This window comes from Streptomyces sp. NPDC002386, from assembly GCF_053593175.1.
On the sequence record NZ_JBSFBX010000005.1, the window covers coordinates 214,005 to 237,528 of the forward strand.

The window sequence follows — 23,524 nt, forward strand, 5'->3', positions numbered from 1 at the left end:
CCTTCCGGTGGAGTCGGCTCCTGGCCGGTCTCAGACGGGAAACCTAACGTCCGGACGCGCACGCGCGGGGCCGTCGCCGGGAACTTGGCGGGAAGGTGCGGGTCCGCACATGGCCCGTCACCGGATGCGGGGCCGTTCGGGAGCCTCGACGCCGAGGACAAGGGACCACGATCAGCTCCGCGCCCGCGTCGAGCAGAGCCCGGAAGAGCTCCGGGAAGCGGAGGTCGTAGCAGATGGCGAGGCCGACCACGCCGAAGTCGGTCGGCACGGTGACGACGTCCGCACCCCCATCAGGGTCGCCTCGCCGGTGTCGAAGCCGTAGCGGCGGATCTTGCGGTAGCGGCCGCGCAGTTCGCCGTCCCGGTCGAAGAGGAGAGCGGTGTCGTCCAGCGTCCCGTCCTTGGCCGTCACCCCAGAACCGTTTCCGCACGGTCCCAGCGAACCCCGTCTAGTCAGTGTTCACCGTTCGGTGCGCTTCGTCCTGAGCGAGCAGCGAGAGCAGCGAGGCCACGGTCAGCCCGAGCCCGGCCTCCGCCGGATGGCGCAGCACCCTGGTGGGGTCGATCCGGTAGGTGTTGCTGCGCCCCTGCCGGGTGTGGGAGAGGTATCCGTCCTGCTCCAGATCGGTGATGATCTTCTGCACCGCGCGCTCGGTGAGCCGGCAGTGGGCGGCGATGTCGCGGATGCGGGCGTTGTGGTTGTCCGCGATGGCGGCCAGTACGCGGGCATGGTTCGTCAGGAACGTCCATCCGCTGTGTGACTCGGGCACTCCATCCATGTTTCAAGTTTACGGGCCCAGGCTTCACGCATCCAAAAACACGTACTTTATTTCCGGCATCGACTGACGTACTTTGATTCCGAGGAACGCGTCGAGCGGATGACGGAGGGAGCCATGTACGAGCCGGCCCAGCACGGAAAGTCCCTCGAGGTGCGGGAGGGCGCGGACGACGGCCGTGGCCCGGTGCCGCCGGGTCCGGTGGTCGTCACCTACGCGTCGAGCGGATGCCGCACCCGCGTGATCGTCCGCGGCGAACTCGATCTCAACGCCGGCCGCCATCTGCGCACCCGGCTCCACACCGCGCTCGCCGAGTCGGCCTGCGGTCTCGACCTGGACCTGGGCAGGCTCGACTTCTGCGACTGCGCCGGCCTCGGCGTCCTGCTGGACCTGCGGCAGCACGCCCTCCGCCAGGGCAAGACCGTCACGCTCCGAGCCGTCGGCCCGGCCGTCGCCCGGCTGCTCGACCTCGTCGGTGCCCGGGAGCTGTTCACCGCCCCGCACTCCTGCCCGGCGACGGCGCGGCCGGCCGTCCGCGAGCGCCGCCCGGCCGCCGGTCACTCCTCGCCGGACTCGCTCACCACCGTGAGCAGCTGTTCCCGGCCGGCCAGGGCGTCCAGGGAGAGCGTTCGATAGCCGACCTCGTCGAAGAGCACCGTGATGCGGTCCCCGTCCTCGCTCAGCACGGTGCCACGTCCCCACTCGGCGTGCCGCACCGGCGCCCCGGCCGGATAGGGACCGCCGTCCGACGGCACCACCCCGTCGCCGCCCCCGGCCTCCGGCCCGTCGCACACGTCGCAGTTGCCGCACGCCGGCTCGGACCGCTCGCCGAAGTAGCCGAGGAGGAAGCGCCGGCGGCAGCCGGTCGCCTCGGCGTACGCCCGGGCCATGTCCACCCGTGACCGGTCCATCCGCTTGTGCGCCTCCGCGCTGTCCGCGGCCCGTCGCACGGCGCTGGACGGCTTCATGCCCGGGGCCGGCCGGATGGCCCCCGAGCCGTCCGTGACCACGGCGCCGGCCTCCTCCAGCAGGTTCACGGCCGTGGTGACCCGGGTGCGGGACGTACCGACGTCCCGGCGCAGTTCATCCAGGTCCGGGGGATCGCCGGAGCTGTCGCGCACCGTCCGTGCGACCGCGTCCACGGTTTCCGGCCTGACCGTACGGCTGCTGAAGTACGCCTGCATCCCCGTGTCCTCGGCCCGGTAGTGCAGTACGGCGAGGGCGGGGCGCCCGTCGCGGCCGCAGCGGCCGATCTCCTGGTAGTAGGCGTCCAGGGAGCCGGGCAGGGCGGCGTGCAGCACGAACCGCACGTCCTCCTTGTCGATGCCCATGCCGAAGGCCGACGTGGCCACCACGACATCCGTCCCGCCCGCCAGGAACGCCTCGTGGACGCGCCGGCGTTCGGCGGCGCGCATACCCGCGTGGTACGCCTCGGCGGCGAACCCGAGAGAGGCCAGCTCCGCCGCGTACGACTCGGTGTCCTTCCGGGTCGCGGCGTAGACGATGCCCGGCTTCGCGGCGGCGGCGGCCGCCTCGACGACCACGCGCCGCCGCTCGGTGTCGTCCAGGTGGCGGCACGCCTCGAGTCTGATGTTGGGGCGGTCGAAACCGGTGACCAGCCGGCGCGGCCGGTCCATGTCCAGCCGCTCCACGATGTTCTGCCGCACCGGTGGCGCGGCGGTCGCGGTGAGCGCGAGTACGGGAGGCCGGCCCAGCCGCCGTGCTGCCTGACCGAGACGCAGGTAGTCGGGCCGGAAGTCATGACCCCAGGACGACACGCACTGGGCCTCGTCCACCACGAAGAGGCTGGGCCGCACCTCCGCCAGCCGCCCCACGACCTGTTCGTTGGCCAGTTGCTCGGGAGACAGGTAGACGTAGCGCACGGCGCCTTCCCGGACCGCTTCCCAGGCGGCATCCGCCTCGGCCGCGGTCAGGTCGGAGTTCACGGCGACGGCGCCCGGGCCGCCGTCGCCGCCGGGCAGCCCGGCGATCTGGTCCCGCTGCAGCGCGAGCAGGGGCGACACGACCACCACCGGACGGGGCAGCAGCAGAGCGGGAACCTGGTACACGGCGGACTTGCCGGATCCCGTCGGCATGACGACGAGGGCGTCCCGCCCCTCCAGCACCCACCGCATGGCGGTGAGCTGCTCAGGACGCAGCTTGTCCCAGCCGAACACCTCGGCCGCCGTCTCCCGCAGGCGCCGGGTCGGCCCTCGGCCCGTGTGCTGTGCTTCATCGGTCATGGCGCGACGCCCGTCCCATCCGGCGGTCCGCAGTGCGCCGCTCGACGCGGCGCTGCTCCGGGTCACCGGGTGCGTTCCCCGCAAACACGGCGCGGCGGCCGGACGAGGTCACGACACCGCCGTCCGGCCGCACCGTCCACACCTTCCGCTGCGGCACCGATGCCCGCCGCCCAGGCGTCCTGTACGCCGGGACCGACCCCGGCCGCGTCCGCCCTACGGCCGGCCGGGACCGGGGTGGGCCGCCAGGTACGCGTTCCAGTCGGCGCGGCCGCCGGCGCCCAGGACGGCGAGATCGGCCGCCAGCTCGGACGGCGAGTGGCGTCGCAGCTCACGTCGGGTGATCCGGGCGACCAGAGCCGGGAAGACCGGCCGCAGCGGCTGGCACCAGCGCAGCCACGGCGGGGCGTAGACGGAGCGGGCGCGGCGGGCGATGCCGGCGGCGAGCCAGTCGGCGACCTGGTCGGTGCTGTGGACACGGCGTGCGAAGCGTGGCTGGTTGCGGCGCAGGGCACTCAGGACGGGGTGGTCGTCGATACCGGCCACCATGTCGGTTCCGGTCCAGTGCAGGTAGGCGACGCCCACGGCGATGTGATCGGGTTCGACCTCGCCGCGCAGCGCCAGAGCGAACGATTCCGCACCGGCCTTGGAGGCGCAGTAGGCGCTCATCATGGGGGCGGAGCCGAAGGCGGCCGTGGAGGCGATCTGGAGGAAGTAGCCGCGGGTCCGTACCAACTGGGGGAGGAAGGCCCTGGCGGTGTTGGCGGCGCCGACGAGATTGACGTCGACGACCCGTTGCCACAGGTCCGCCGGAGTGTCGGCGAACGGGCCGCCCGCCGCGATACCCGCGTTGGCCACGACCACGCTCGCCGGGCCGAGCTCCCGCTCCACCCGGCCGGCGGCGTGTTCGAGCGCGGCGCGGTCGGTGACGTCGGCTTCGACGCAGATGGTCCGGTTCGGCAGGGAGTCGGCCGCCCGGTGGAGGGTCTCCTTCTCGCGCCCGAGCAGGGCCACGCTCATCCCGGTCTCGGACAGGCGGCGCGCCAGGGCCTCGCCCACTCCTCGCGCGGCCCCGGTCACGACCGCGACCCGACCGTGCAGCGGTGCGCCGCCACCGGGGCGGTGCCCGGCTCCGACGAAGATCTCACGCAATGCCAGCCCTCGTTCCCATAGGCGGAGACGGACGGCGCCGTCCCGGCTCGCATACCCAATCGAATCGGTCGTATACCGTGCGATTCGCCCGATGGCGGGAGCCGTGGCGCGCATGGCTCCTCGCGGCGGTCAGGCGGCAAGCGTCCAGGAGCTACTACCGCAAACCAGGCATCCACTATTACTCTGGACCGAACCTCTGCCGGGCCTGCGGCACGGTTCGCGCGCCGCAGCCGCCACCCGGGCTGCCAGTCGGCAGCCGGGCCGAGCAGAGGTGCCTCATGACCGGCTTTCTCCACCCGCGCCCGGAGCGCTCCGATTGGCGTGACCAGGCCGCGTGCATCGGCGAGGACCCGGAGGTCTTCTTCCCGCTCGCCGACTTCTCCGCCCCCGGTACCGAAGCGTCCCTGGCGCGGGCCATATGCCGTCGGTGCCCCGTGATCATCGCCTGCCGTACGTGGGCGATCGACCAGGGCGAGGACGACGGCATCTGGGGTGCCACGACGGCCGTGCAGCGCCGTGCCATCCGTCGCGCTTCGCCGGAGTCCGCCGGCCGTGGTGAACGCCGGCCGCGTGACCCCGCGGACGACTGGCTCGAGGGGGCCGGCTGACGCTCCGCCACCGCCTTCGCGGGTACCGCGCGCGGCGGCCGGTCAAGGCCGCACCAGGCGGCGCAGGGCCAGTCGGGCGAGTGGGGCGTAGCCCAGCAGGACGGGCCACGGGCCGCGCATGGTCAGGCCCGTGGTGCTGCCGTGCGTGTCTCCCCGCACGTCGTGCCCCAGGCGGAGCCCCGTCGGACCCAGACGGACCCGCCAGGTCCAGGTGTGGTGGTCGTCGTCGACGGATTCGACGATGAAGGCGACCCGCAGGCCCGCCACGGACTCCACCGTCCCGCGCATACCGGCCGTCAGCCGGCGCTCGGCCGTGTGCACGGCCTTGATCTGCGGGGACCACGACGCCCACTCGTCGACGCACGCGTAGCGCCGCCAGACCGTCTCCGGGGTGGCCGGGCCCGAGGCCCGCAGGGTCAGGCGGCCCATGGCGCATCCATGGGGCACCGAGCCGGGAAGGACGCCCCCGCGGTGCTCGTCGTCGTCATCCGGTCTGGTCCCGCAAGTACTCGGTGAGGGCCTTGCCGGGGCGGAACGAGGCCGTGCCGTCGGCGACGTGGAAGCTGCCGAAGCTGCCCAGGGTGACCGTCTCCTGGGTCTTGAGAGCCTCGGCGATCGTCCCCGCGTGCTCCACCGTGCCGAAGAGAGTGTCGATGACCCGGCCGATGCCGTCCGCGTCGAGATCGCCGCCGTCCGCGCGTTCGGCATGGCGGCGGGCGGTCGCTTCGATGAGCTTCGGCTTGTCCATGCGCACATTCCTCGTGGTGTTCCGGTGCTGGGGCTCTGCGCTTCCACCATCGCGGGGCTCCGGCCTCACCGCATCTCCCGGCGGGCGCCCGGGTGGGCTCGGACGGGTCACGCGCCGCCGCGACGCACCGAACCGGCTGCACCTCGCCGGTGGCGAGCAGTTCGAGGCGCCGCTCACCAGGGAGCGGCGAGACCCTGGGGGGTGGGGCGGGGCCGGACGAACTCTCCGGCCCCGCCTTCCTGCTGCCGGTCAGCGGGAGCGGACGCCGGCGGGACGGCCGACGGAGTCGGCACCCGCACGGTCGCCACCGGCCGCCCTGTGCGCGGCCCCGGCCGCCCTCACCGCGTCAGCCCCTCCTACGGCACATCAGCCACACCACGGCGGCCGCTCCGGCGGCGGCGAGCACCAGGCCGCGGTTGTCCCGCGCCAGCCGCGCGCCCCGGACCGTCCCGGCCCGTACCGGCTCGGGCACCTTCTCGTCCCAGACCTGGCCGGCCTGCGCCGCCTTAACCCGTGCCTGCTCGGCCACTTGTGCGGCCTGCTGCCGGACCGGATCGGGCAGCTTGTCCTGCACACGCGACACCGCCTGCGCGGCCGCGGTCCTGGCCTGCCCGGCCCTGAGCACCGCCTGCTCCCTCAACTCGCCCGCCCGGAGGGCCGCCTGGTCCTTGACCTCGGCGGCCTTCTCCTTGGTGCGGGCCTTGACGTCGGTCTTGGCCGCGAGCGCCTCCACCGTGTCCCCGAGTTCCTGGCGGGTGTGCTCCACCTGCTCGCGCAGCTCCTCCGGGGTGGCGGCGGTCGGCTCGTCGTGGGGCGGCTGGGTCATCGGTGCGCACTCTCCTTGATCTCGGCCACGTCGGCCTTCACGTTCTCGATCGTCGCCTCGGGCGCGGGCGGCGCGGCCTCGGCGAACTCCTTCTTCCCCGTCAGCGCCATCACCGCCACGACCACCGCGAGGACCGCGGTCACGATGAGGCCCGCGGCCCACACCGGCAGCGCCACCGCCAGCGCGGCGATCGCGGTGGCCACCATGGCCTGGAGCATCAGGAACCCGACCAGGCCGGCGCCGCCGAACAGCCCGCCACCCTTGCCGTACTTCCTGCCCTTCTCCTTCATCTCCGCCTGTGCCAGGCGCAGTTCAGCGCGCACCAGCTCCGTCAACTGCTGCGAGGCGCGCTGCACTAGCTCACCCACGGGCTCCGACCCCGCCGTCGCGTGGCCCGCGCCCTGACGCGGCTGCGTACTGGACGACAAGGCGATCACCTCCTCCGTGCTGGTCCCGTCATCCGGAAAGCGCACCGCGGCGCCCCCGTTGAGCGCGGGTACCCCGAACAGGTCGGTTCAGGACCCCGACTTCGCGTGTTCCCCGCGCGGCGGCGTGCGAATACCCCGCCCGAGCGCGGGGTCCCGCGGTGGAAGCGGCGGTGAGACGGATCCGACACAGGGGTATCCGGCGTCACTCATGACCGACGCGGGTATACGCGCGGAGGACGAACGGGGTGCAGAAGATGGCCGCGATGGAATCATTGCCCGTGGGCGAGGACGGCGTCACGCCGGGCGCACGGCTCGTACAGACCACGGTGGCCCTGGACAGGGACGGTACCGACATAGCCCAGGCCCGCCACCTGGCCGTCGACTTCCTCACCCGCGTCCGCACGGAACACGGGCTGCGGGTCTCCCAGCGCGCCATCGACCTCACCCGACTGGTCGTCAGCGAACTGGTCACCAACGCCCGCAAGTACGCTCCCGGCCCGGTGCTGCTGGACCTGCGCGTCGTCGGCGACGCGGTCGAGGTCGTGGTGTGGGACTCCGACCCGGAGCTGCCCCTGGCCCGGGCGGCGGACGCCGACCGGGTGGGCCAGCACGGCCTGGAGATCGTCATGGCCGTGGCCCAGGGCTTCGAGGCGCAGCGGGAACCGGTCGGCAAACGCGTCACCGCGCGCATCGCCCTGATCGACGACCCCGGGGGTGCCGTTTCCGGACGCCCGCCCCGGTAGAGCGACCGGGCCCGGTGCTCCCGCCCGGTTCGCGCGCACCCGTCTTCACAGCCAGCCGTTGCGGCGGAAGACCCGGTACAGCAGTCCCGCACCGAGCACCATCACCCCGAGCGCGCACGGGTAGCCGTAGCGCCAGTCGAGTTCGGGCATGTGGGCGAAGTTCATGCCGTAGATGCCGGCGACCATGGTGGGGACGGCGAAGATGGCCGCCCACGCGCTGATGCGGCGCATGTCGTCGTTCTGCCAGGTGGCCACCTTCGCGAGATGGGCGTCGAGGACGGAGCCGAGCAGGTCGTCGAGGGCGCGGACCTCGGCGTCGGTGCGCGCGAGGTGATCGGTGACGTCGCGGAAGTACGGCACGACCTGCTTGGGCCAGTCGTCCCGCGCCCTGGTGAACGGCTCTATGACCGGCACCAGCGGCTGCACGGCGTCGCGGAACTCCACCACCTCGCGCTTGAGCGAGTAGACCTGCTCGGTCAGATCGTCGCGGGCGGGCGAGAAGACGCACCGCTCCAGTTCCGTCAGGTCCGTGCGCACCTGGGTCGCGGCCCGGGCATAGGCGTCGACGATCACATCGGTCACCGCGTGCAGGACGCAGACGGGCCCGAGCCGGGTCATCCCGGGCTGCTCCGCGAGCCGCCGTGCGGCCTCCGCCGTGGGGTCGTCCGCACCGTGGCGCACGGTCAGCGCGAAGGACGGGCCGAGGAAGATCATCACCTCCCCGGTCTCCACGTCCGCGGTCCGCTCGACGAACCACAACGTCTTCACCGCGACCGCCAGCACGTCGCCGTACCGCTCCTGCTTCGGCCGCTGGCGGGCCTGCACCGCGTCCTCGACGGCCAGAGGGTGCAGCGGCAGATACTCGCCCAGCCTCCGCAGCTCCTCCTCCCGGGGTTCGTCCATCCGGATCCAGGCGAACTCGTCCGGCTTCAGCACCGCCAGCCGGTCCAGGACGACGTCGCATCCGCCGTCCGCCCGCCCGCAGTCGATGTGCTCGCCCTCGCCGGTCTTCTCCTGGTAGATCACGCACTCCATGTCTCTCTGAGTGCTTCCGATGACGCATTCCATGCGCCCGGGCCCGTCTCTCCGCCGCCACCCACGCCACCCGATGGAACGCGCAGGGCACGATCACCCGGTTGGCCGATCCCCGGGGAAGCACCGGAAGCCGCGTGCGTGCCGGCCTCGGTCAACGCGACGGGCACCACGGTCGGCGAGTGCGGCATCGACGACCCCGCCGACGCGAGCCTGTTCCACGCCGTCCGCTGGAACTGACGACGGCCGTGGTGCACCGCCCGGACCCGGCCGAGTGGTGCACCGCGGACTTCCACCGGTGTTGAATATGGCCCCATGAGCGGGAGCGGGAGCGGGCGTGCGGCGAGCCGGACGGCGGTGCTGGTCTGCCAGGGCCGCGCTGCCGCGAACGGGAGGGCTGCCACCGACCGGTTCGCGGATCCACTCGCGGTGGAACTGCTGCGCGCCGCGGAACGCGAGCCCGTGGACGCGGTACGCGCCGGCACCCCACCGCGGGGCTGGCAGGAGCGCACCGCCTACGAGAGTGTGCGGGCGTGTGCCGAGGTGGCCGTGGCACGGACGGTCGCGATCGACGGGGCGCTGCGGGCCCGTCCGACCGGTCAGCTCGTGATCCTGGGTGCCGGCCTGGACACCCGGGCGTGGCGGCTGCCCGGGCTCGCGCGGACCGATGTGTGGGAGGTCGATCATCCGGCCTCCCAGCAGGACAAGCGCGCCCGCCTCGCCGTCGCGGCGGCGGCGCTCCGAGGGCCTGACGAGAGCGGCCTGTCCACCACCGAGCCACCGCCCGTGGCCCGTTCGGTACGGTTCACCCCGGTCGACCTCGCCGTCGATGATCTCGGTGCGGCACTGGACGCCGCCGGGCACGACCCGTCCGTGCCGACGACATGGCTGTGGGAGGGCGTCGTCCCGTACCTCACCCGCGACGAGGTGCGCGCCACGGTGGCCGCACTCGCCGCCCGGACCGTCCCGGGCAGTGCGCTGGTCGTCAACTACCAGGCTCCGTCGGCGAGGGCGGCCGCCGGCCGGCTGCTGGCACGGGTCCTCGGCGGTTCCGTCACGTCGGGCGAGCCGTGGCGCTCGCTGTGGAAGCCGCGGCGGATGGCCGCATTGCTCGCGGAGCACGGCCTGCGAGTGGTGTCGGACGACGACCTCCTCACGTCGGCGCGGCTGCTCGGCAGCCCGGTACGCGGACGGACGTCCCTGCGGTCAGGGCGTGTCGCCGTGGCGGAGAGTCACTGACGACACAGCGTCGAGCCGTCGCGCGCGCGAGCGGAGCTGTCTCACGCGTCGAGCCCGTCAAGCCCGTCGAGTCCGTTGAGCAGCAGCCTGAGTCCCCCCAGGAACTCCCGGTCGGCGTCCATGGTCCGGGCGGTGCGGGCGGTTTCGGTCATGGGGGGGAAGTCGGTGGCGGGGAGTTGGGTGATGGCCGTGGTTCCCGGCCCGGTCAGGGGGCCCAGGTGTTCGAGCTGGATGGCTCCGATGAGGTAACCGAGCAGGGTGCGCAGCGCGACGACGCGCCGCTCACCGTCGATTCCGGCGCCGGTGAGGATGGTCAGCACGGTCTCCGACCAGCGCAGCACGGCGGGGGAGTGGTGCCGGTGCACCACGGTGAGCGGAACGACCTCCGGGTGGGCGCCCACGGTGTCCCGCAGGCGCCGCGCCATGAGCACGACCTGGTCACGCCATGACGCGCCGGCGTCCGGCAGGCCGGTGTCCACTTCGCTCAACACCCGTTCGACGACGAGTCTTTCGAGGTCCTCGCGGTCCTGTACGTACCGGTAGAGCCCCATGGTGCTCATGCCGAGTTCCTGGGCGACGGCACGCATCGACAAGGCCGTCAGACCGTCCCGGTCGATGACGGCCAGAGCGGCCGAGGCGAGCTGATGGGGGGTGAGTGAACGCGGGCGTGGCATGACGGTTGACAGCGTACGGCATACGCCTACGCTGGTGAGCGTACGTCGTACGCCTACGGGGAGGCATGCGCATGACCCGCAGCCCGGGAAAGCCCGGAAGTATCGTCGAGCGACGCGATCTCACCGCCGTCTCGGGGGATCACGTCGCCATCCCTGATCCCGCCCGCCTGGTTCACCTGCAGTTCCGGCGCTTCGCCGGATGCCCGGTCTGCAACCTGCACCTGCGCTCGGTGGCGCTTCGGCACCGGGAGATCGAGGCCGCCGGTGTGCGCGAGGTCGTGGTGTTCCACTCGCCTGCCGACGAACTGGCGCCGCACGTCGCGGATCTGCCGTTCGCGGTGGTCGCCGACCCGGACCGGCGGCTCTACGCGGAGTTCGGAGTGGAGCGGGCGCCGCGTGCGCTGCTCGACCCGCGTGTGTGGGGGCCGATCCTGTGGGCGGTCGTCAGCGGGGTCTGGAATGTCGTGCGCGGACGGGAGCGTCTGCCGGCCGGCAGGCCGCACGGCGGCCGGCTCGGTCTCCCCGGCGACTTCCTCATCGCGCCGGACGGCCGTGTGCTCGCCGCCAAGTCCGGCGAGCACGCCTACGACCAGTGGCCGGTCGGCGAACTGCTGGAGCTGGCGGCCCGCGCGGACGCGCGGGCGATCAGCGAGCGGCGGACGCCGGGCGCGGATGTCTGATCGGCACGGTGCGGGCCGGTCTTTTCGTGGAGCCCGGTCGCCCGGGTGTCACCGCCCCTGCTCGGGCCCGGTGGATCCGTCCGAGCGGTGCAGCGCGAACCAGACGCTCTTGCCGGTGGCCGTCCGAACGCTGCCCCAGGCATCCGCGAGCAGGTCCAGCAGTTCCGTTCCGCGACCGCCCTCCGCGTCCGGGCCGGCGATGTTGCGCACGGGGCCGGCGGACTCGGTGTCCTCGACCTCGCAGAGCACATGGGAGTCGCACAGTCGCAGATTGAGCCTGAGCGGACCGCGGGTGTGCCGCAGCGCGTTGGTGACGACTTCGCTGACCAGGAGCTCGGCGGTGTCGCCGAGGTCGGGCACGGCCCAGTCGGCGAGCTGTGCGGTGACCAACTGCCGGGCTCGGCGCACGGAGCCGAGGTCCTGGGCCAGAGGCCAGGAGGCGTCCCAGGCGGTTGCGCGTCCACGGGGTGCGTCCAGCGGACGCAGCGGCGCCAGCGCGCGGGACCACAGGGCCCACTGTCTGACGGCCCAGGCGCCTGCGGAGGCGCGCGAGAAGCGCCCCCTGCGGCGGGCGGCTGCGGGGAGGCCGATGGCCAGGACGGCCATGGGGAATCAGTCCTTTCTGGAGCGAGCGGTACGCCGCGGTGCGTGCTGGACGCGTTCGGTGGCGAACATGTAGCGGTTGCTACACCTAAAAATATACACGTAGCACCTGCTACAGTAAAGACCTATACAAAAGATCTCATATAGGACAGGCGTGGGATCGCCCCGTACCCAGGAGCCGCCATGCCCCGCCCACCGGACACGGCCAAACGACGTGAGCTCCTCGACCAGGTCCGCGACTACCTGCTGCGCAACGGTCTCGCGAACCTTTCCCTGCGACCGCTGGCCCAGGCGCTCGGCACCAGTGACCGCATGCTCCTCTACTACTTCGGCACCAAGGAACGGATGGTCGCCGAGGCTCTCGCCGAGTATGAGAGCCGTCCTCTCCTGCGCGCCCGCGAACTGCTGGAGTCGGTCGGCCCGCCCACCGACCCCACGTCCCTGCGCCGCTTCATGAGCGAGCTGTGGCGGCAGTTCAAGGACCCCGGCGTACGCGCCGCACTCCCTCTCTATCTCGAGATCATGAGTGCCGGTCTCCTGCACCCCGACCGCTACGGCTCCGTCATGCGCGACGTCCTCGGCTCGTGGACCGACCTGCTGACGTCCGTCTTCCAGGACCTGGGGCTGACGGAGGACCGGGCCCGCACCCAGGCCACCCTCCTCACCGACGCCTCCTTCGGCCTGTTGCTGGCCCCGCTGGCGGACGGTCACTGGGACCGCGCCGACCAGGCGTTCCACGCCCTCCTCGACAGCCTGGAGCCCGGGTGGCACGAGGGACCTCCGGGCGGGGACGCCGTCAGCGAGGCGGCGGCGTACTGATCGCGGCTCACCGGTGCTCGCCCCGGCCCTGGCCGGGGGCGGCCGCCAACCTCGGCTTGCCGGACGGCGGCGCCCCTGTCGGACGGATCAGCGGCGGTACGCCGTGGCGGCTGTGGCGGGCAGCAGGGCGAGGGAGAGGACGCCGCCGGTGAGGGCGAGGGCGGGATAGCTGGTGGCGTCGACCATGACGCCGGAGGCCAGTCCGCCGGTGGCGCCCGCGACGGCGATGGAGACGTCGACCAGGCCCTGGGTCCTGGCACGTGTGGCCGGCGGCACGGTGTCGGTGATGATCGCGGTGCCGGAGACCAGGCCGAGGTTCCAGCCCAGGCCCAGCAGAGCCAGGGCGAGGGCGAGGAGGGCGACGGAGTCACCGGGGGCGGTGGCGGCGAGGACGCCGGCGGCCAGCAGCGTGATTCCGGAGGCGGCGGCGATCGTCATGCGGCCGTAGCGGTCGACGAGCCGGCCGGTGACAGGGGAGGGGAGGTACATGGCGCCGATGTGGACCGCGATCACGAGGCCGGAGGCGGCCGTGCCGTGGCCGTGGTCGTGCATGTGCACCGGCGTCATCGTCATGATCGCGACCATGACGAGCTGGGTGAGGATCATGACCAGCGCGCCGAGGACCACACCTCCACGGCTCTCGACCCCGGTGACGGCGGTGACGTCGGCGGCCGGGCGCGTGGTGGTGCCGGCGTCCTCGGCCTCGGCGAGGGCGCGGGCCATGAGCAGGGGATCGGGGCGCAGACGGAGGGCGAGGACGAGCGCGGCCAGGGCGTAGGCGGTGCCGGAGAGGATGAACGGCCCGGCGAGGTTCGGGATGCCGAGGTGCTCGGCGAAGGTGCCGGTCGGCGCGGCGAGGTTGGGTCCGGCGACACCGCCGAACGTGGTGGCGACCAGGACGGTGGAGACGGCCCGTGCGCGGTGGCCGGGTGCGGCGAGGTCGGCTCCCGCGTAGCGGGCCTGGAGGTTGGTGGCGGTGCCGGCGCCGTAGACGAACAGGGCGATGAACAGCAGGACCGGGTTGCTCAGGACGGCGGCGGTGATGACGCCGGCCGAGCCGATCGCGCCGGTGAGATAGCCGGTGGCGAGACCGGTCCGCCGCCCCCGGGCCTGGGAGACGCGGCCCACGGCGACGGCGGCCAGGGCGGATCCGCCGGTGATCAGCGCGCTGGGCAGCCCGGCGAGGCCGGCGGAGCCGAGCATGTCCTGGGCGAGCAGGGCGCCGACCGTGACCCCGGCGGCGAGACCCGCGCCGCTGAGGACCTGGGAGGCGACCAGGACGCGCAGGACGCGGCGCTGTGCCTGCTCGGGGGTGGATATGTGGACGGTCGTGGCGGCGGGTCCGGTGCTGGTCATCTTCTCTTCCGGGGCAGGGGCGCGGGCGCGGCGGCGCACCGGCCCGGGATCGGTGCGCCGGTCCGGCGGGAGGCGGTCGGCCGGACGGCTCGGGGTGATGGTGCGCCGGCCCTCGTCGGAGGTGCGGGCGAGGTGGCCGGTGCGAGGCCGCTGTCGGGGCCGGTCACGCCGGGGCCGTGGCGTCGACGGGCAGCTCCGACAGGCGCCACTCCAGCATGCCGTCGTCGAGGCGGATCGCGCGGCGCCCGTGGCCGCTCAGCATCCGCACCGCGTCGTAGGCCAGGACGCAGTACTCGCCACGGCAGTAGACCACGATCTCCTTGTCCTCGGGCAGTTCGCCGATCCGCTCGGCCAGTTCCTGGACCGGGATGGAGACGGCGCGGGGGATGTGCCCGGCCCGGTACTCCTCGACCGGCCGCACGTCGAGCACGACGACGTCCCCGGCAGCGATTCGGGCCCGCAGTTCCTCACGGCTGAGTTCGACGGCGGCGTCCTCGCCGAGATAGGCGTCACGGGCGGCGGGCACCGCTGCCTGGTGGGCCTCGGCGACCTTGCGCAGCAGCGCGAAGAGCCGTGCCACGTCCTCGCCGGCGAGCCGGTAGTGGATGCGCACCCCTTCACGGCGGGTGGCGACGAAACCGGCCTGCTTCAGGGTCTGCAGATGCGCCGAGGCGGTGGTCAGGTTCAGCCCCGCCGCCTTCGCGAGCGCGTCGACCGTGCGCTCGCCCTGGGCCAGCAGGTCCAGCAGCTCCAGACGCCTTCCGCTGGCCAGCGCCTTGCCGCTGACCGCGAACGCGTCGTACAGCCGCGCCTTGGCCGCGCTCGTCATCCCGTTCGGCGTGTGCTCCCGCATGGCATCCTCCATGAATCCATGGAGGACTGTAGGTGCATACCGGGAGGTTGACCACACGCCCCGCTGCCCCGGCCGCACGCTCGGCACCACCGACGTGGGTCGCCGAGCGCGGAGCCGAGGGCGTCGAGAAGGTGCGAGAGCCGGCCGGCGGCGGCCGGCCGACCGGCCCGGTGACGGCCGGCCACCGGCCCGCCGACGGGCAGGCGTACGGCGTCACCCCGACCGGAGGTCCCGCTCCGGCCCGCGCCTGAATCGACGAGCTCCTCCCCTCCGGGATCAGCGGGACGTCGGCGTCCGCCGCGCCGCGCTGCGGTAGGTGGAGATGCCCAGGGCGAGTATCCAGTAGCTGAGGATCGCGCCCATCAGGGCGGTGGTGCCCCAGCCGTTCGCCGCGTAGAAGTGCGCGGGGGTGTTGCCGAAGAACAGGGACGGCACGAAGGCCAGGTTGACCGCTGCCAGCACGAACGCGGAGCGGCCGGTCCACCGCGGCAGCAGGTTCGTCCGGGAGATCGCGTAGCCCACGGCGGTCAGGAAGAGCGCGAGCATGAGGCGGCCGATCGACCCGTACAGGACGTAGGTGCCCTCGACCGTGATGGTCGGGTCGATCGGATGGTCGGTGGCGATGACCGCGCCTGCTTCCAGCCCGCTGGAGACCAGGGTGATCGTCGCGTAGACCAGTCCGGTAGCGAAGGCCGTCGTGCCGACCCATTCGCAGGCGGGGTCCGTCCTCCTGACGAGCTCACGGAAGGCGGTGACGAACACGATCAGGAACCCCAGTCCGAGGATTCCGACCAGCAGCCTGGCCAGGACGTTCGAGTCCGGTGGCGGGCCGGAGTAGATGAAGTACAGCGGTACTTCGACGATGAGAGCGGCCGCGGTGGCGATACCCGCGAGGCCCGTCAGGCGCCTGGCGTCGATGTCGTTCATGAATGTCCCCCTGGGCCCGTGTGACGGGGCCCTCGTCGGTTGGTTGCCGGTGAGGTGAATGCTGCCGCGCGGACCGCTCCTCGTCGCTGGGCGTGGACCCCGGAGGAGGGGTGGTCCTACCGACACCCCGGCCGCCCGCGGGCCTCGCCGGACGGGTCCTACCGGCCTGGAGATGCCGTGGCCGGAGTGGTGAGGCGCGATGGCAGACCGCCGGCGGCACCGTTCACGTGACCGCGTGACCACGTGAACGACGGTCAACAGCTGCCGCGCGTCGGCGCGTTGGCGCCCACCGCCGCCGCGTGGGCCCGGCACCGCCCGGACCGCGCACGCCGCCCCGCGTTGGGCGCTCGATCCAGCGCCCGGCCCCGCGTGCTCGACCTCGGCGCCGGAGAGCGAAGACCGAGCCGCCCGGCACGCCGCTCGCGCGGGCGGCTCGGTCACCGCCGTCGGGCCCGACCCGGCGAGTGACCCCGCTCACTCGACCGGCGCGCAGCGGACCGGCCGCAGGGTCGCGGCCTGCCCGGTGGCCCGCCCGCTTCCGAGCGCCGTAGGCGGGCTCCGCCGCTTCCTCGGTTGACGGCAAGTCAAGCTCGAAGCGTGTCCCCCCAGGGCCGCAGTCCCTCGCCGGTGTGTGCCGTGTCACGCACCCAAAATGCCGCCCAAGTTGTGTGTATCACAGCGCAAATGTCCCTTTAGCGTCCATCCTCGAAGCGGCTACCGGCTTCCGAAGTGGAGCCGACCGGCATTGCCTTGGGCGTGAAGTTCCGATGTGGCGCCTGGCATACCACTCGCGACGTTCCTCCTGTATCCCCCCTGGAAAGGTGCCATCATGGCCGCTTACCTCTGCCCGCCTGCCGTCATACACGGCCAGCACGCGGTGAAGACCAGCCAGATCGTGGCGGAGGTGCGCGACCGGCACCCGGATGCGGTGTGGGCGCCGCGGATCGACGGCATCGCGGCCAGCACGGGCATCGAGAGCCGCGGATGGATGCTGCCGCTGGAGACCGCCGTAGCGCCGGGCAGCGGCGGTGGCCTGCGGGACATGGGCGTCGGACGGGCCCAAGAGGCGCTCGCGCGCGACGGGTTCACCGAGCAGGACGTGGAGCGTGTGATCGCCGCCCTCGAGTCGGTACCCGCGCCCCAGACCGTCCAGGAGCGCACCGCACCGGCCTGGGAGGCCGTGCAGGCGTACGGCGAGCGCGCGGCGCGCGGCGCCCTGCAGATCGCCGGGCTGGACGTCGCCGACGTCGACTGCCTGATAACCAGTCACTCCACCACCCCGGCGCTGCCGGGCCTGGACGTCGCCCTGGCCAACAAGCTCGCGCTGCGCTCCGACACGATGCTGCTCCCGGCCACGCAGTGGGCCTGTGTCGCGGGGACCCGCTCCCTGGCGCTGGCGGCGGAGCTCGTCGCCGCGGACCCCGACCGGGTGGTCCTGGTCGTGATCGCGGAGGCGCTGAGCACGACCTACCAGCCCGCGGACGACACCCTGGAGTCCCTGATCGTCCGGCTGCTGTTCGCGGACACCGCCGTCGCCACGGTCGTCACGGGCCGCCCGCGGCGCGAGTCGGTGCTGCGGCTCGACGGCGCCTGGCACCACACCCTGCCCGGTACCCAGGACCTGCACCGCCTGGAGACGCGGGCGGACGGCACCCACTTCGTGATGGACCGGCGTGGTCCGCGCGCCGTGCAGGAGACCGTCACCGCGATGTGGGAGTGGCTGCGCACCCGGTACCAGGACGACCCCGACTCCTGGCACCCGGACGTACTGCTCGCGCACCCCGGCGGGACCCGGGTGCTGGAGTACATGGAGCAGACGATGCCGGACACCTGGCCGTCGGGGCTCCTGGACTACAGCCGGCAGAGCTACACCAGCGGAAACCGCGGCGGCGCGGCCGTGTTCGACATCATGCGGCGGGCGCACGACGCCGGGCAGAAGCCGGGCGGCCGCGCCGTCCTGTACGCGGCGGCTCCGGGGCTGACCGCCACCGCCCTGGCGGGGGAGTGGCTGTAGCCGGAACCCGCGGAGGCACGGCCGGCTGTGCCGGACGACCCGCCGGAGCCCACTGGCCGTCCGTACTGTGGCGCCGGGTGCGTGCGGCGGGCGCGCCTCACCGCGCGACCTCCGCCCAGATCACCTTGCCGGTGTCCGTCCACCGCACCCCCCACCGGCTGGTGAGCCCGTGCACGACGTGCAGGCCACGACCGCCGTCGTCGAGCGGACCGCCCCCGCCCAGCCGGGGCCTGCCGTTGCCCGTGTCGCCCACCTCGCACAGCAGACCGTGACCGGCCCTGATCAGCCGCACCGTGACAGGACCGGTGGCGAAGCGCACCGCGTTCGTCACCAGCTCGCTGACCAGCAGCAGCACGTTGTCCCGCGTGCTGTCCCGGGTGTGCCACTGCCGCAGCAGCGCGGAGACCAGCGCGCGGGCCCGGGCGGGCGCGTCGTAGCGGGCGGGCAGCCGCCAGGTCGCGGTGTCCTCCTTGCGGTAGCCGATCATGCGCGCGATCAGCAGGGTCACGTCGTCGCGCTGACGCGCGGGCGCCAGCGTGGCGACGACACGTCGCGCGGCCTGCTGCAGGGTGTCCCAGGGATGCACCGCGGACACGGCGTCCGCCAGTCTGCCGATGCCCTCGTCGATCGACACGGCCGGATCCTCCACCAGGCCGTCGGTGTACAGGGCGAGCAAGGAGCCCGGGGGCGCCTCGAACGTGTGCACCTGGAAGGGCTCCCGCAGCGCGAACTCGGCGCCCAGCCCGGGGTGAGGGCGGACCGCGAGCGGACCCGCGTGCCCGTCCGGAGACACCAGGATCGGGGGAAGATGCCCCGCGCTGGACAGCGCCACGTGATGACTGACCGGGTCGTAGAGGGCGATGCAGCAGGTCGAGCCGAGGGCGCTGTAGCCGGCCGCCAGCCCGGCCTCCGAGTCGTCCAGCATGGTGACGGTCTCGTCCAGGTGCTCCAGCACCTCGTCCGGCGCCAGACCCGCGGACAGCAGGGCCCGGGCCTCCATGCTCAGCTGGCCCATGGTCGCCGCGGCTCCCAGGCCGTGCCCGACGACGTCACCGACGACCAGCGCGGTACGGCCGTCCGGCAGCGGGAAGCTGTTGACCCAGTCGCCGCCGACGCCCGCGCTGTCGGGGGTGGCGGGCTGGTAGACGCTGGCGATCTCGACGGTGTCGCCACCGGTCCGGGGCAGCAGCCGGCGCTGCAACGCCAGTACCTGTGTGTGCTCGCGCTGGTGCTGACGGGCCAGGTCGACGTGGTGCGCGGTCCTGGCCACCAGTTCCTGCAGGTCGAACAGCTCGCTGTCGCGGAAGGGGCAGTCAGCCCGCCGCCAGACCTCCGCCACGCCCAGCACGACGGGCGGCGCGCCGTCCAGGACCAGAGGTATGCACGCCACACCCGCCGACCGGTCACCGGGCACCAGGGCACGCATCACCCGCGGAGTGCCGAGCACCCGCTCGACCGCCTCCCGGTCGGGTATGACGATGGCCTGCGGGGCGTCGTCACGCCGCACCGCCTGCGCCAGCAGGCGGCTCGCGTCGCTGGGAAGATCGTTGCCCGGGGTCACATAGCCCTCGGGCCAGGCCCGGTCCGGCACCAGGGCCGCCCGCCGAAGCCGGATGCGTCCCCGCGCCTGCTCGCTGACCCCCTCGCCCGTCCACACGGCGAAGTCGAGGTCGACGGCGGCCACGTCTCCCCAGGCCAGCAGGGACTCCGCCAGTGACTGCGCGGTCTCTCCGATGTCCAGCGAGGTGCCGATGGCGGTCTCCGCGGCGTACAGGTGCAGCCTCGTGGCCATGGCGATCACGGAGACGGTCAGGCCTTCCTGCGGCACCGCGGCGGGCAGGATGCTCAGTGAGACCACCAGCTCCGACCCGTCGCGGCGCCGCAGGCGCTGGATCCGCGCGACGTGCGCCTCGCCGGTCTCAAGTACCTGGCGCAACCGGCGTTTCACCGTGGGTACGTCTCCGGCGGGCAGGAGGTCGACGAAGGGACTCCCGGCCACGGCGTCCAGGCCCGCGAAGACGGGGGCGTCCAGGTTGCAGCGGCTGATTCTCAGGTCCCGGTCCAGGTTGATCGCGCCGAGGATCTGGTCCTGCGGACCGTCCGCCGCGTCCTCGGGCACGCGCGGACCGATGGCGCGGTCACCCGGCGCGTCGGAAGGGCCGGTCGGCGCCGCACGTCCGCCGCGCGGGATGTAGCGCCCAAGAGCGCTGCTTACCAGTTCGAACGGCGAAGAGGACGAAGAGGACGGTGTGGAGTCCATGCGGCTCTCTCAGCAATCCCCGGCGCGGCGCCGGGGCCGTACGCGGACCCGTGCGACGGGCCCCGAGATCCCTGATCGCACACCTCATTGAATAACACCGGGAGTCGCTTCGCCCACATCAGATCGGTCGGTGCCGGTGCCGAGGTGTGTGGCGGCGGTGGGGCTGGGTAATCAAACCAACCGGAGTCACTGATTCCGATTCAGGGATCCGCCGCTACAGGATGCTGGAGGACAGACCGTGAGCAAGCCGATACGGCTCCGTACCGCCACGGGCGTTTCCGCCGTGGCCGCCGTGGGCGCACTCGTCGCCCTGGGCGGGCCCGCGAGCGCGACCTCGACACCGCAGGCCCCGCCTGTTTCGGCCCGGACGGTGGCCGCCGATCATCCCCCGGCGCGGCCGTCCGCCGGCCACCCGCACATCGACCCCTGGGTCGCGGGCCAGCTGGCGCGGTTCGATCCCGAGGCCGCCCGCCGGCTCGCGATCTACGACCCGTGGGTCAAGGACCAGCTGGCACAGTTCCCCGCCGACGGGAAGTGACCGGAACGGGGGCGGCGGGGGTCCCGCGTCCGCGACGGAGGCCGGCGTCACGGCGTCGAGCCACTGCACAGTCGTCCGAGTCCAGCAGGTCCGCCCGACGTACCTCGGACAACCGGGCGGCATGCAGCCTCGGCCAGATGCCAGCCTCGGTCCAGTCCCGCAGTCGGCTTCACGCGGTCACCCCGGAGCAGCCGATTGCCTCCCCGCAGGGACGTCGCGCCAGGCGACACCGGTCCGCAGCACGTACATGATTCCCGCGAGGGCTGCCCGGTCGGGAACAGGCCGTGGCAAACTCCGTATCGCAAGGCGGCATTCGAGGCCATACGACGTCCTCACGTGTCATTCTGACCCGGTGGACCACCGGATGCTTGTGGATCCTGCAGCGGAGCTGACCGAGGCCGTCGAGGTGCACGTGCCGGAGGGCACGTCGGTCGTGGCCATGGCGCGAATCCGTCCGCCGTCCACGAACACCAAGCCTCACGATCCCGGACCAGGGCGGAGGCGGTCGCTGAGGCGGCCACACGCCGTAGCCGCGGTATGGCGCTGCCCCCACTTGGCTGAGGGTCTGCGACGACCTTCGCCACATGGCAGTCAGCGGCGGCGTGTCCCCGGACGGCAGGGACACGTTCCAGTACGGCAGCCCTTGGCGTGCGGTCTTCTTACATGGCGGTGACGCCTGTGCCGAAGGGGCACGTCATGCGCACTTCACGGTCCACGCTGGTCCCACTCCGTCGCCCTCGGGCGTTCCGGCAGCCTCGGATGCGGAGGAGACCGCTGCGGCAAAGGAGAAGCGGCTGTCGCAGCGGTTTAGGTGCCCCGGGCCAATCCCCGGGGCACCGTCGGCACAACACCGCATTGCGCGGCGGTGTTGTGTCACTTGTGCGCCTGACGCTGGTGCGTAGATACGCCTTGGGATCCGTCAGGCCGTAAGTGTTGCGCGTTACGGCGGACGTGGCCGTGAACACGTCCTGGATCAGGTCCTCAGCGGTGGGACGGCCGTCCACGAGCAGCGGGGCCATACGTGCGTGGTACAGCTTGCGGTGATGGTACGGAACGATGAGGTCGGGCGTGACACCAGCCGGCGCCCGAGGCAGCGAACACGGCGCCCCGTTCTCCTCGGGTACACCTGCGTGGCAGACACCGTTACCTGCCATGAGGGGGCAGGTCTAAGGGGGCCGACCTCCTCCTGGCCCACCCAGCACCGCATCGGCGGGGTCTCGCTCATTCAAGGAGCACATCATGGATGTCCGTACCACTGTTGAGCGCGCTCAGCGCCTCGGGCGGCTGCACGCCGAGTACAAGCCGCTCGTGCTTCCGACCGTGTGGGACGTCTGGTCCGCACGGGCGGCGGCCGCCGCCGGATTCCCCGCGCTGACGATCGGCAGCCATCCGCTCGCCGACTCTCGGGGAGCGGCCGACCAGGAGGGGCAGACGTTCGAGGAGGTACTCGCCGCTGTTCGGCCGATCATCGCGGCGGTCGATATTCCAGTTTCCGTCGACCTGGAGTCTGGGTACGGACAGACGCCCGCGGAACTGATCACCGGCCTCACCGAGGCCGGCGGCGCCGGCCTCAACATCGAGGACACCGTCCACTCGGAGGGTGGACGTGTGCGCAGCACGCAGGAGCACGCGGACTATGTTGCCGGTCTGCGTGCGGCGGCAGACGACAAAGGGATCCCGGTGTGGGTCAACGGACGCACCGACCTCTTCAAACACGCCGCGGACGCCTCCGCTGTCCTCGACGAGGCGATCGAGCGATTGCGGGCACTGGAGCAGGCAGGCGCCGACAGTGTGTACCCAGTGGGTATCCAGGACGACGATGAACTGCTCGCGGCGGTGATCGGCGCCGTCGCCGTTCCTGTGAACTCCACCGCCCATCCCGGAAAGCACGACCTCGACCGCTTCCGCCGCCTCGGCGTCGGACGCATCACCAACGGCCCACTGCTGCAAGTCGCCTTGGCGGACGTGATGAAGGACATGCTCGGGCCATGGCGCCCTTGAATGAGGCGGAGCCCTCGCCCAAGTTGCTTCGGGACGAAGCAGTCCAAGCGGAAAGGTCCTGGAGCCCTGAGCTGCGGTGGCAGAAAAGTCACGCTGCCCCGACAGCAGACGCACGGGGGCCCTGGCTAGCGTCCAACCGGTGGGAGACACGCCGCAGCCAGCCGGGACGGGCAGCAGCGGCTCGCCGAGGGGATCAGATACGTCTTTGGCCGTGCAGAAGCCCGGCCTGCGCCGGCGTGTTCAACATTGCGGAAGCGCACACGACCGCGAACCTTCCTGCCCTTGAATCGTACTGAACCGGGAGAGGCACGCCCGGCCGCTTGCGATGATCTTGGAATGGTTGGCGTCATCACGGCATCGGATCCCCCGTGGACAGCCCCGTTCAGCGGGCTGAGCCCCAGGCAATTCGGGGAGCTGATCACCGCGCTCAAGCGCGAGGGCGCCGACCCGGTTCGCAGGGGTCGGGCGTCGATGCGCGTGGCGACTCCGAGGCGTTTCAGCAGCCGCTCCTCCAGCTGGGCGAAGGACCGTTCGGGTGCGCTCACCGCGGCGGTGCCTCCGGGGTGCGCTTTCGGGGTACCCTCCTGCGCCCGCTGATCCTCTGATCAGCCACGTGGGAGGGGACCCGCATGACATCGCCACGATCGATCCCGAACGTGACCGACGAGCGCCTGTGCTGGCTCATCGTCCGTGAGGAGCTCCGCAGAAGATCCAGCGGACTACGGTTCTTCGGGTGGTTCACCCTGCTCCTCAGCGGCCGGACCTCCCGCGCCACGTTCGGGGGCGATCTCCGGCGCGAGCGCACCTCGGCCCAACTGACCGACTACGCGGTGGCCGTGGACGAGGCGGCGCAGACGCTCTCCGCCGACGAGCGCGAGCATCTGCGGGCGGCAGGTGAAGTGCCGGACTGGTTCCTGGCCGACGTCGAGCGGCGATACCGGGAGCTCGGCAAGCAGCGGTGACGGCGGCCGGCGGCCTCGGCGAGAGGCCCGTTCCGCGGTACGGCGG

At 72.5% G+C, this 23,524-nt stretch carries 26 protein-coding genes and 1 pseudogene; 12 read left to right on the forward strand and 15 right to left on the reverse strand.

The genetic code is table 11. The annotated features are described in order from the left end of the window. Positions 1-43: 43 nt before the first annotated feature. Both ACWCPN_RS12930 and ACWCPN_RS12935 read right to left on the reverse strand, forming a co-directional pair. Positions 44-430, reverse strand: coding sequence for a nitrilase-related carbon-nitrogen hydrolase (locus ACWCPN_RS12930; RefSeq protein WP_451204848.1), 387 nt, complete (start codon positions 428-430; stop codon positions 44-46). Positions 431-448: 18 nt separating this feature from the next. After that, the gene (locus tag ACWCPN_RS12935; protein ID WP_451204850.1) at positions 449-778 is read right to left on the reverse strand and encodes a helix-turn-helix transcriptional regulator; all 330 of its coding nucleotides are present in this window, start codon (positions 776-778) and stop codon (positions 449-451) included. A gap of 99 nt (positions 779-877) precedes the next feature. Between ACWCPN_RS12935 and ACWCPN_RS12940 the strand changes: the two genes are divergently transcribed. Then, a complete protein-coding gene (locus tag ACWCPN_RS12940) occupies positions 878-1,411 on the forward strand; it encodes an STAS domain-containing protein (protein ID WP_451204852.1) in 534 nt (177 codons plus the stop codon). Here the strand turns inward: ACWCPN_RS12940 and ACWCPN_RS12945 are convergent. Next, complete coding sequence (locus ACWCPN_RS12945) at positions 1,333-3,018, reverse strand: RecQ family ATP-dependent DNA helicase (protein WP_451204854.1); 1,686 nt, start codon at positions 3,016-3,018, stop codon at positions 1,333-1,335. The genes ACWCPN_RS12940 and ACWCPN_RS12945 overlap by 79 nt on opposite strands. Before the next feature lie 213 nt (positions 3,019-3,231). Beyond that, complete coding sequence (locus ACWCPN_RS12950; RefSeq protein WP_451205282.1) at positions 3,232-4,158, reverse strand: SDR family oxidoreductase; 927 nt, start codon at positions 4,156-4,158, stop codon at positions 3,232-3,234. Between the two features lie 287 nt (positions 4,159-4,445). On the opposite strand from ACWCPN_RS12950, the gene ACWCPN_RS12955 reads away from it, so the two are divergent. Continuing rightward, on the forward strand, positions 4,446-4,775 hold the full coding sequence (locus tag ACWCPN_RS12955) for a WhiB family transcriptional regulator (RefSeq protein WP_451204856.1): 330 nt from the start codon (positions 4,446-4,448) through the stop codon (positions 4,773-4,775). 42 nt (positions 4,776-4,817) lie between these two features. Here ACWCPN_RS12955 and ACWCPN_RS12960 read toward each other — a convergent pair whose 3' ends face one another. The 4 genes from ACWCPN_RS12960 to ACWCPN_RS12975 all read right to left on the reverse strand — a co-directional run bounded on the left by ACWCPN_RS12960 (position 4,818) and on the right by ACWCPN_RS12975 (position 6,717). After that, on the reverse strand, positions 4,818-5,204 hold the full coding sequence (locus tag ACWCPN_RS12960) for an SRPBCC family protein (protein WP_451204858.1): 387 nt from the start codon (positions 5,202-5,204) through the stop codon (positions 4,818-4,820). A 55-nt stretch (positions 5,205-5,259) separates the two neighbouring features. Beyond that, a complete protein-coding gene (locus ACWCPN_RS12965; protein WP_451204860.1) occupies positions 5,260-5,523 on the reverse strand; it encodes an HU family DNA-binding protein in 264 nt (87 codons plus the stop codon). A gap of 346 nt (positions 5,524-5,869) precedes the next feature. Then, positions 5,870-6,349: a DUF3618 domain-containing protein gene (locus ACWCPN_RS12970; RefSeq protein ID WP_451204862.1), complete on the reverse strand. Its 480-nt coding sequence runs from the start codon at positions 6,347-6,349 to the stop codon at positions 5,870-5,872. Continuing rightward, the gene (locus tag ACWCPN_RS12975; protein WP_451204864.1) at positions 6,346-6,717 is read right to left on the reverse strand and encodes a phage holin family protein; all 372 of its coding nucleotides are present in this window, start codon (positions 6,715-6,717) and stop codon (positions 6,346-6,348) included. Before ACWCPN_RS12975 ends, ACWCPN_RS12970 begins: the two co-directional genes overlap by 4 nt. 323 nt (positions 6,718-7,040) lie before the next feature. On the opposite strand from ACWCPN_RS12975, the gene ACWCPN_RS12980 reads away from it, so the two are divergent. Next, positions 7,041-7,520, forward strand: a complete 480-nt coding sequence (locus ACWCPN_RS12980; protein WP_451204866.1) for an ATP-binding protein — start codon at positions 7,041-7,043, stop codon at positions 7,518-7,520. A 45-nt stretch (positions 7,521-7,565) separates the two neighbouring features. Here the strand turns inward: ACWCPN_RS12980 and ACWCPN_RS12985 are convergent, their stop codons facing one another. Beyond that, entirely contained in the window at positions 7,566-8,555 is a 990-nt protein-coding gene (locus ACWCPN_RS12985) for a magnesium and cobalt transport protein CorA (protein ID WP_451204868.1), read from the reverse strand. Positions 8,556-8,867: 312 nt separating this feature from the next. Here ACWCPN_RS12985 and ACWCPN_RS12990 point away from each other — a divergent pair, with 312 nt between their 5' ends. Continuing rightward, positions 8,868-9,791 carry a class I SAM-dependent methyltransferase gene (locus ACWCPN_RS12990; RefSeq protein WP_451204870.1) on the forward strand — a complete coding sequence of 308 codons (924 nt, stop codon included), beginning with the start codon at positions 8,868-8,870 and terminating at the stop codon, positions 9,789-9,791. 41 nt (positions 9,792-9,832) lie between these two features. On the opposite strand, the gene ACWCPN_RS12995 is transcribed toward ACWCPN_RS12990, so the two are convergent. After that, positions 9,833-10,465 carry a TetR/AcrR family transcriptional regulator gene (locus ACWCPN_RS12995; RefSeq protein ID WP_451204872.1) on the reverse strand — a complete coding sequence of 211 codons (633 nt, stop codon included), beginning with the start codon at positions 10,463-10,465 and terminating at the stop codon, positions 9,833-9,835. Positions 10,466-10,530: 65 nt separating this feature from the next. On the opposite strand from ACWCPN_RS12995, the gene ACWCPN_RS13000 reads away from it, so the two are divergent. Then, positions 10,531-11,145 carry a peroxiredoxin-like family protein gene (locus ACWCPN_RS13000; RefSeq protein ID WP_451204874.1) on the forward strand — a complete coding sequence of 205 codons (615 nt, stop codon included), beginning with the start codon at positions 10,531-10,533 and terminating at the stop codon, positions 11,143-11,145. 48 nt (positions 11,146-11,193) lie between these two features. Here ACWCPN_RS13000 and ACWCPN_RS13005 read toward each other — a convergent pair whose 3' ends face one another. Further along, complete coding sequence (locus ACWCPN_RS13005) at positions 11,194-11,751, reverse strand: ATP-binding protein (protein ID WP_451204876.1); 558 nt, start codon at positions 11,749-11,751, stop codon at positions 11,194-11,196. A 180-nt stretch (positions 11,752-11,931) separates the two neighbouring features. Here ACWCPN_RS13005 and ACWCPN_RS13010 point away from each other — a divergent pair, with 180 nt between their 5' ends. Continuing rightward, the gene (locus ACWCPN_RS13010) at positions 11,932-12,567 is read left to right on the forward strand and encodes a TetR/AcrR family transcriptional regulator (RefSeq protein ID WP_451204878.1); all 636 of its coding nucleotides are present in this window, start codon (positions 11,932-11,934) and stop codon (positions 12,565-12,567) included. A gap of 87 nt (positions 12,568-12,654) precedes the next feature. Here the strand turns inward: ACWCPN_RS13010 and ACWCPN_RS13015 are convergent, their stop codons facing one another. Next, positions 12,655-13,923: an MFS transporter gene (locus ACWCPN_RS13015; protein ID WP_451204880.1), complete on the reverse strand. Its 1,269-nt coding sequence runs from the start codon at positions 13,921-13,923 to the stop codon at positions 12,655-12,657. Positions 13,924-14,086: 163 nt separating this feature from the next. Continuing rightward, the gene (locus ACWCPN_RS13020; protein WP_451204882.1) at positions 14,087-14,776 is read right to left on the reverse strand and encodes an ArsR/SmtB family transcription factor; all 690 of its coding nucleotides are present in this window, start codon (positions 14,774-14,776) and stop codon (positions 14,087-14,089) included. Positions 14,777-14,823: 47 nt separating this feature from the next. Between ACWCPN_RS13020 and ACWCPN_RS13025 the strand changes: the two genes are divergently transcribed. After that, a complete protein-coding gene (locus tag ACWCPN_RS13025) occupies positions 14,824-15,027 on the forward strand; it encodes a hypothetical protein (protein WP_451204884.1) in 204 nt (67 codons plus the stop codon). A gap of 25 nt (positions 15,028-15,052) precedes the next feature. Here ACWCPN_RS13025 and ACWCPN_RS13030 read toward each other — a convergent pair whose 3' ends face one another. Next, positions 15,053-15,703: a hypothetical protein gene (locus tag ACWCPN_RS13030; RefSeq protein ID WP_451204886.1), complete on the reverse strand. Its 651-nt coding sequence runs from the start codon at positions 15,701-15,703 to the stop codon at positions 15,053-15,055. A gap of 829 nt (positions 15,704-16,532) precedes the next feature. Here ACWCPN_RS13030 and ACWCPN_RS13035 point away from each other — a divergent pair. Beyond that, a complete protein-coding gene (locus ACWCPN_RS13035; protein WP_451204888.1) occupies positions 16,533-17,717 on the forward strand; it encodes a type III polyketide synthase in 1,185 nt (394 codons plus the stop codon). 97 nt (positions 17,718-17,814) lie between these two features. Here the strand turns inward: ACWCPN_RS13035 and ACWCPN_RS13040 are convergent, their stop codons facing one another. Next, on the reverse strand, positions 17,815-19,977 hold the full coding sequence (locus ACWCPN_RS13040; RefSeq protein ID WP_451204890.1) for a SpoIIE family protein phosphatase: 2,163 nt from the start codon (positions 19,975-19,977) through the stop codon (positions 17,815-17,817). 238 nt (positions 19,978-20,215) lie between these two features. On the opposite strand from ACWCPN_RS13040, the gene ACWCPN_RS13045 reads away from it, so the two are divergent. The 4 genes and pseudogenes from ACWCPN_RS13045 (at position 20,216) to ACWCPN_RS13060 (ending at position 23,478) form a co-directional block, all read left to right on the forward strand. Further along, a complete protein-coding gene (locus tag ACWCPN_RS13045; RefSeq protein WP_451204892.1) occupies positions 20,216-20,515 on the forward strand; it encodes a hypothetical protein in 300 nt (99 codons plus the stop codon). A 1,239-nt stretch (positions 20,516-21,754) separates the two neighbouring features. Further along, on the forward strand, positions 21,755-22,516 hold the full coding sequence (locus ACWCPN_RS13050) for an isocitrate lyase/PEP mutase family protein (RefSeq protein ID WP_451204894.1): 762 nt from the start codon (positions 21,755-21,757) through the stop codon (positions 22,514-22,516). Positions 22,517-22,852: 336 nt separating this feature from the next. Next, positions 22,853-22,981: pseudogene (locus tag ACWCPN_RS13055) on the forward strand (IS5/IS1182 family transposase); the annotation flags it as partial. A 164-nt stretch (positions 22,982-23,145) separates the two neighbouring features. Beyond that, entirely contained in the window at positions 23,146-23,478 is a 333-nt protein-coding gene (locus ACWCPN_RS13060) for a hypothetical protein (protein ID WP_451204896.1), read from the forward strand. Positions 23,479-23,524 lie beyond the last annotated feature (46 nt).